This is a genomic window from Synechococcus sp. CCAP 1479/9 (assembly GCF_019038535.1).
GTDB lineage: Bacteria > Cyanobacteriota > Cyanobacteriia > PCC-6307 > Cyanobiaceae > Cyanobium.
The window spans coordinates 572,844-579,345 of the sequence record NZ_JAFKRK010000016.1 but is presented as its reverse complement, the minus strand read 5'-3'; the positions used below and the strand labels follow the sequence as shown (position 1 = coordinate 579,345).

8 protein-coding genes are annotated in these 6,502 nt (G+C 71.8%); 1 reads left to right on the top strand and 7 read right to left on the bottom strand.

Features of this window, described 5'->3' with window-relative positions:
- Positions 1-486, top strand: a 486-nt coding sequence (locus KUG38_RS07075; protein ID WP_502988684.1) for a hypothetical protein, incomplete at its 5' end; no start/stop codon positions are given.
- Between the two features lie 91 nt (positions 487-577).
- Here the strand turns inward: KUG38_RS07075 and grrM are convergent.
- The 7 genes from grrM to KUG38_RS07040 all read right to left on the bottom strand — a co-directional run bounded on the left by grrM (position 578) and on the right by KUG38_RS07040 (position 6,492).
- On the bottom strand, positions 578-1,753 hold the full coding sequence (gene grrM / locus KUG38_RS07070) for a cyclophane-forming radical SAM/SPASM peptide maturase GrrM/OscB (protein ID WP_216920155.1): 1,176 nt from the start codon (positions 1,751-1,753) through the stop codon (positions 578-580).
- Entirely contained in the window at positions 1,750-2,178 is a 429-nt protein-coding gene (gene grrA, locus KUG38_RS07065; protein ID WP_216920153.1) for a GrrA/OscA1 family cyclophane-containing rSAM-modified RiPP, read from the bottom strand. Before grrA (KUG38_RS07065) ends, grrM begins: the two co-directional genes overlap by 4 nt.
- A 55-nt stretch (positions 2,179-2,233) precedes the next feature.
- Positions 2,234-3,193 (bottom strand): extracellular substrate binding-like orphan protein GrrP, encoded by a 960-nt coding sequence (gene grrP / locus KUG38_RS07060; protein ID WP_216920151.1) that lies wholly within the window; start codon positions 3,191-3,193, stop codon positions 2,234-2,236.
- Between the two features lie 103 nt (positions 3,194-3,296).
- Entirely contained in the window at positions 3,297-3,698 is a 402-nt protein-coding gene (gene grrA, locus KUG38_RS07055) for a GrrA/OscA1 family cyclophane-containing rSAM-modified RiPP (protein ID WP_216920150.1), read from the bottom strand.
- 13 nt (positions 3,699-3,711) lie between these two features.
- Positions 3,712-4,737 (bottom strand): extracellular substrate binding-like orphan protein GrrP, encoded by a 1,026-nt coding sequence (gene grrP, locus KUG38_RS07050; RefSeq protein ID WP_353617740.1) that lies wholly within the window; start codon positions 4,735-4,737, stop codon positions 3,712-3,714.
- Between the two features lie 130 nt (positions 4,738-4,867).
- Positions 4,868-5,743, bottom strand: coding sequence for a carboxylating nicotinate-nucleotide diphosphorylase (gene nadC / locus KUG38_RS07045; RefSeq protein WP_216920225.1), 876 nt, complete (start codon positions 5,741-5,743; stop codon positions 4,868-4,870).
- Between the two features lie 11 nt (positions 5,744-5,754).
- Positions 5,755-6,492, bottom strand: coding sequence for a DUF4079 domain-containing protein (locus KUG38_RS07040; protein ID WP_216920148.1), 738 nt, complete (start codon positions 6,490-6,492; stop codon positions 5,755-5,757).
- Positions 6,493-6,502: the final 10 nt, after the last annotated feature.

Sequence of the window (6,502 nt, the reverse complement as noted above, 5' to 3'; positions counted from 1 at the left end):
CTCGCCGCCGAAACCGTCGGCACCAACCAGAACCAGATTCTCTGGAAGGAAGTGTCCACGGGCCGCTTCCACTTCTGGTCGCTCGACAGCAACTGGAACTACGTCTCCGCGGGACCCATCGTCTCTCCCACCAGTTCCACCGGCCTGCAGCTCCAGCAACAGTTCACGGTCACTGCCACCGGCGCGCCCCTGGTCACCACGCCCCAGTTGGCCGCTTTGGAGACGGTCGACCCGATCATCGGCGGCGGCACCAGCCTCGCCCCGGTCGGCGGCGACGACATCCTCGAAGCCCCGATGGCCTTCGGCGACACCCTGACCTCCGATCCGCTGCTCGACAGCGATCCGATCATGGCCCTGACGGAGCTCGCCTCCCTCGGCGGCAGCCAACCCCTCGCCACCAACCCCCTGGCCTCGCCGTTCCCGGCCGCCGGCTTCGGAGCCACACCGACCACCCCCTGGCTGGTCAACACCCAGCCCCTGCTGTGACCGCTCGCCCACGCGCCGGCGCTGCACGGCTGATCGATCCAAGAGCCGCTGCCTCACCGCAGCGGCTCTTCTGCATGGGCCCCCAGGGGGATCAGGACGCCAGCCCCAGGGCCTCCTCGAGGCCGGCCAGCACCACATCGGCGGTGATCTTGATCCGGTAGCGGCAGGCCTGGGTTTCGCTGCAGGCGAAGGTGCCGTGCTCCCAGTACTTGTTGCTGCCCGCACCGCCGCCGCAGAGGCCGAAGTAGGCGCACTCGTCCCGGCAGCGGTCGGTGCCGGCGCGCATGTCCGCCAGGATGCGCCGGAACTTGGGGCTTTCGGCGACCGAGACCAGGCTGTCGGTCATGACGTGGCCGAGGACGAAATCGCCGTAGGTGTCGGTGTGCACCGCCAGCAGCTCCGGATCGAAGGTGGAGATCGCCCCCCTCGCATCCACGTTGACGATCGCGAAGGGGTTGTTCATGTCGGTGCAGGCCAGCCGGGCATCGGCCTGGGCCAGGCTGCAGATGCCCTCGAACTCACGCACCCGCATGACCTCGGGCCGCTCCTGCCACAGGGCCCAGAACCGTTCGAGAAAACGGCGATAGGCGGCCTCGGCCCGGGGGCGGCTGAGGGTGGAGACGCGGTTCTCCCCTTCGGTCTCCTCCATGTTGAAGGCCACGTCGGTGATGCCGTTCTCCACGAAGAAGGCGTAGAGCTCATCGGCGTGGCCGAGGGACTCCTCGGTGATCACGGCGATCACCTGGAAGGGGATACCGCGGCGGCGCAGGTGCTCGATGCCCCGCAGCGTGGCGGCATGGGTGCCCAGGCCGGTGCGGGTGCGGCGGTGAAGGTCGTGGAGGAAGGCCGGCCCGTCCATGCTCACGCCCACGGCGATGCCGTTGCGCTCGAAGCAGTCGCACCAGGCCTCGTTGATCAGCGTGGCGTTGGTCTGCACCGACTGGTGGATCGTCAGGGGCTCCCCCGTCCAGCCCTCCAGCGCCCGCCGTACACACCCCGTGGCGGCGTCATAGAAGGCGATCGGCACGGTGAGCGGTTCGCCGGCGTGCCATAGCAGGGTGAAGTCGCCGCCCACGTAGGGGCTCTCCAGCACCCGCGCCAGGGCCGCCTCCAGCAGCTCCAGGGACAACCGCTGCCGGTCGTCACGGTTGGGCAGATAGCAGTAGTCGCAGTCGAGGTTGCAGTAGGGGGTGGGCTGGACCACCAGCAACTGCAACGGCCCGAACCCTTCCGGGTTGCCCGGTGGCGGGGTACCGGTGGCGGTCACCAGAAGTTGCGGAAGCCACCGTTGCGGAAGCCGCCGTTGCCCCAGCCCCCGTTGCGGAAGCCACCGTTGCCCCAGCCGCCGTTGCGGAAGCCACCGTTGCCCCAGCCACCGTTGCGGAAGCCGCCGTTGCCCCAGCCGAAGCGGGGCCCGCCCCCGTTCACGAAGATGTAGGCGAGGCGGCCGTCAGGGGCCTTGGCCCGACCCTCCGCCCCCGCCGGCTGGCCCTCGGCCCCCGCCAGCTGGCCCGTGGCCTGTCCCATGGCCTCCGAGATGCGCCGCAGCCGGGCGTCGATGGAGCCGGGGGCCGCCGCCACGGGGGGTGAGGACGGTGCGTCGATGACGGCCCTGGCCCCGGCGCCGGCCGGCGCCAGGGCGGCCAGCAACAGCAGGAAACCGAACAGACCGGAACGGGGGTGGTTCGTCATCGGGTTGCTGCCAGGAAGGAAGGGGAGGCGGAAGAGTGGGGCGGAACGGGGGGACTCAGGGGCGGGACGCCGGGGCCGGGGCCACCAGCAGGAGGCCTTCGCGGGTGATCAGCACCGATTCGAAGAAGGCCCGCACCCTGTCCGCGGGGAGAGCCAGCACACCGGTGGGGCCGAACCAGGGGGCGACGCTGGCCACGGCATCGGGACGACCCTCCAGGTAGCCCTGGAAGAGGCTGGCGATGGCCAGGTTGACCACGTTCAGCAGCCGGGAATTGTTCTCCGGCACGATGCAGCCGACGCCGTAGCTCACGTAGGGCTGCTCAGGCACCAGGGCCACGCCGGAGAGCTTTCGGTCGTGCCGCAGGCCGGCCAGCACGTTGGCATCGCCCAGCACCCCCGCCACCTTCTTCTGCTCAAGGGCCGTGACGGCCTGGGGCAGGGTGGGGAAGCTGACCGCCTTGGCACTGGGCTGGAGGGAACCGAGGAAGCCGGCCCCGAGCGACCCCTCCACCACCGCGATCGGCTGACCGGCGAGGGAGGCCGGGGACCCGTCGAGGCCGCCGCTGCGGGTGAGCAGCCTCAGGCCGGAAAGACCGATGGGCAGGGAGAAGTCCACCAGCTTCTCCCGCTCCCAGCTGAAGGGCACGCCACAGGCGAGGCCTGCCTTGCCACTGGCGACGGCCTCCACCGTGACGCCGGTGTTGTCGACGGGGGCAAAGCGGATCCGCACCGACTCGCCGAGCTCCGCCTTGAGCTGGCGGTCGATGCGGCGGGCCAGGTCGATGGCGTAGCCCTCCGGCTCCCCCTTCGGCCCCATCCGGATCAGGGGCGGGCTGTCGGCGGGACCCACCATCAGCACCTCACCGGATTTTGCCGCCTGCTCCAGCACGGCGTCGGCGGCGTGGGCCGGCAGGGCGGCCCCCAGGGAGCAGAGGCAGACCACCGATCCCAGGGCCAGGGCCCTGCCGCGGCGGGATCGGAGGGAACCGGGGGCCACCGCAGCGGGAGAATCCATTCGCCGATTCGTCAACGTGCTGCACCTTAGGGGCGGTTCGCTGGCTTGCCCACGGAAGCTTCCAGGCTTGAAACGCAGGCTCCGGTGCGGTCCCTGGAGGGGCCTACCAGTTCCGGAACGCCCCGCCGCGCAAGGCGCCCCCATTCACGAAGCCGCCCCCGCCCCTGGCATTGACGAAACCGCCGCCCCCGTTGCGGAAGCCGGCGCCGCCGCCGTAATAGGGGTGACCATTGACGAAGCCGCCGCCGCCGGCCACATTGCCCCAGCCGCCCCGGCCGGCGTTGGCGAAGCCGTAGGCCAGCCGCTGATCACCGGCGGCGGCGCCGTCAGCACCGCTCTGGTCACCCTGGGCGCGGAACGCCGCGGTGATGCGCTGCAGCCGTTGCTCGATCGTGGCTCCGCTGGCCGGGGAGGGCAGCAGGGCCGCCTGGGCGGCGCCGGGTGCGGTCAGGGCCGCCAGGGCCAGGGAGAAACCGAGCAGGGCCGCGCGGGAGGTGATGGACATGGGAGGAATCCGCTTAGCGAGCAGGGGAGGTGGGGGCGACCGCCGATGGGGTCGTGCCCGACAGGGGCCGGACCCGTTCGTAGTTGAGCAGAACGGACTGGAAATAGGCCTTGATCACCTCGGGGGGCAGCTCCAGGACTCCCTTGGGACCCAGCCAGCGGTTGACGCTGGCCACGGCCGCCGGCTCATCGTCGAGGTAGCCCTGCACCAACCGGGCGATGGCCAGATTGACCAGGTTGCGGAAGGTGGAATTGTCTTCCGGAAGAATGCAACCCACCGCAAAGCGGGAGAAGGGCTCCGCGGGCACCAGCCCGTAACCCTTGCCGCCGAGGCTCTGGAGGGCACCGGCGAGCAGCAGGGAATCACCCCCCACCCCATCCACCTGGCCGGCCAGCAGCGCCCGCACCGCCGGCTCAATGCCGGCGAAGGGGACCCGCACCGCCGTCGGCTGCACGGCCGCGATGGTGGCGCTGCCCAGGGAGTCCTTCACCACACCGATCCGCTTGCCCGCCATCGAGGCCGCTGAGCCATCGAGCCCACCCTGCCGGGTGAGAACCCGGATCCCGGAGAGGGCGAAGGGCATGGAGAAGTCGACAAACATCTCCCGCTCCCAGGTGAACTGGACCCCACAGGCCAGGTCGACATCGCCGCGGCTCACGTCCCGGAACACCGCCAGCGGATCCGCGTTGGCGGTGTAGACGATCTTCACCGGCCGGTTGAGATAGGTGGAGACCTCCGCCTCGATCAACCGGGCCACATCCAGGCTGTAGCCCACCAGCGACTTACTGGCATCGAGGTAGGCGAAGGGCACCACGTCGGTGGGGCCGGCCATGGTGATCTCGCCGGTGCGCGCCGCCTGCTCAAGCACGGATTCGGCCCTGGCCGCCGTGGGGCTGCCCAGCGCCGCCACCAGGGCCAGCAGCAGGGAGGGTCCCGCCACGGCGCACCGCCTGGCCCAGGCGCCGATGCCGATCGGGTCGGCCTGTTGGTGGGGTGTGGGCTGCGCAAGCGCTGGAGGCGGCACGGGTCGCTGCGGCACGCGGTTCGGCTCGTGGGACATCGGCGCTCACTCTGACAACCGATCGGGGCCGGAGCCACGGCGGCCAGGGGAGTGAGGCGGTTCTTCACCATGGCCCCGGCCACGGCCACGGCCACGGCCCCGGCTGGGCTCAGGCCAGGGTCGCCGCGAAGCGCATGCTCAGATCCAGCCAGGGGCTGCGGGTGATCGGGGCGCTGGTGGAGATCAGATCGATGCCGGTGGCGGCGTAGGCGGCCAGCTGCTCGGGCCGCACCCCGGAGGCCTCCAGCACCACCGCCGGCGCCAGGGCCCGCAGCCGGGGCACCAGGTCCGCCAGCGCCGCGGGGGTGAAGTCGTCGAGCAGCACCGCATCGGCCCCCGCCCGCACGGCGGCTTCGGCTTCGGCGGCGGTCTCGGCCTCCACGATCAGCCGGGCCGGCCAGGGGGCCGAGGCCCGCACCGCCGCGATCGCCGCCGCCACACCGCCGGACCAGGCCAGGTGGTTCTCCTTCAGCATGGCGGCATCGTCGAGGCCGAGGCGGTGGTTGCAGCCGCCACCGCAGCGCACGGCGTACTTCTCCAGCACCCGCAGGCCCGGGGTGGTCTTGCGGGTGTCGGCCAGCCGGACACCGGTGCCCGCCAGCACCTGCACCAGGGCGGCGGTGGCGCTGGCGATGCCCGAGAGGCGCATGGCCAGGTTGAGGGCGGTGCGCTCCACCGCCACCAGGGCGGCCGCCGGCCCCTCCAGCTCCAGCAGCCGCTGGCCGGCCACCACCGGCTCCCCGTCGCCCACCAGCAACCGCACCGACGCCCGGGGATCGAGGATCGCCAGCAGCGGCGCCACCAGCACCCCGCCGCAGAACACGCCGTCGGCCCGCGTCACCCAGTGGGCCCGGCCGGTGCGGCCGACCAGGGCGGGAGCCGTCAGATCGCCGCGGCCGATGTCCTCATCCAGCCACTGGCGCAGCTGGGCCTCCAGGGCCGGGGAGAAGGACAGCACCGGAGCCTGGGCCCCACCGGGTGAGATCACGGGCGGCCTCAGCTGCCGGCGGCGCCGACCGGGGGGGCGGGCACCGGAGGCGGGGCGAAGGGCGGGCAGACCCGCTTCTCCGCATCGCAGGCATAGATGGTGGGCTTCTGCCAGGCCAGGGGGATCTCGAGCAGATCGCGGCTGCCGGTGATCCCCTGCGCCACGAACAGCACCGCCGCCAGGATGGAGGCGCTCAGGTGGATCCGGCGCCAGCGCAGATCCTTGAGGATCTCCGGGCGGGCGGCCATCGAGAAGATCATCAGCCCCACCACGGCCACCCCGGCCCAGTAGTGGGACTGCCAGAACGCGGGGCTCAGCGGGTTGTCGCTGAGGCGCCACACCTCCGGCTGGGCGCCGAGGCCGAGCACCCCGGCCCAGGTGAGCAGGGCGAAGACGAGCCGGTAGCCCTTGGCCTTCACCCGCCAGAGGGCCAGCAGGGACACCACCGTGCCCACCAGCACCAGCAGCAGCTGCAGGGCGCGGCCTGGGCCGCCCGTGAAGCCCTCCGGCGGCTGCTTGGTGACGATCACCACCGTGAGGGCCACGAGCACCAGCAGCACCACGCCCGCCGAGAGCCACTGGCCCAGGTCGGCGTGGTCGCGGCCGGTGGTGGGGGGCAGCTTGGCCTTCTCGACCCGGCGCTCCCTGGCCTGGACGCCCAGCCGCACCACCATGCCGATCAGGGGGTAGATCAGCACCACCGCCAGGGCGGGATGCAGGATCCAGAGCCAGTCGACCGTTTGCATTCGCCGCTGG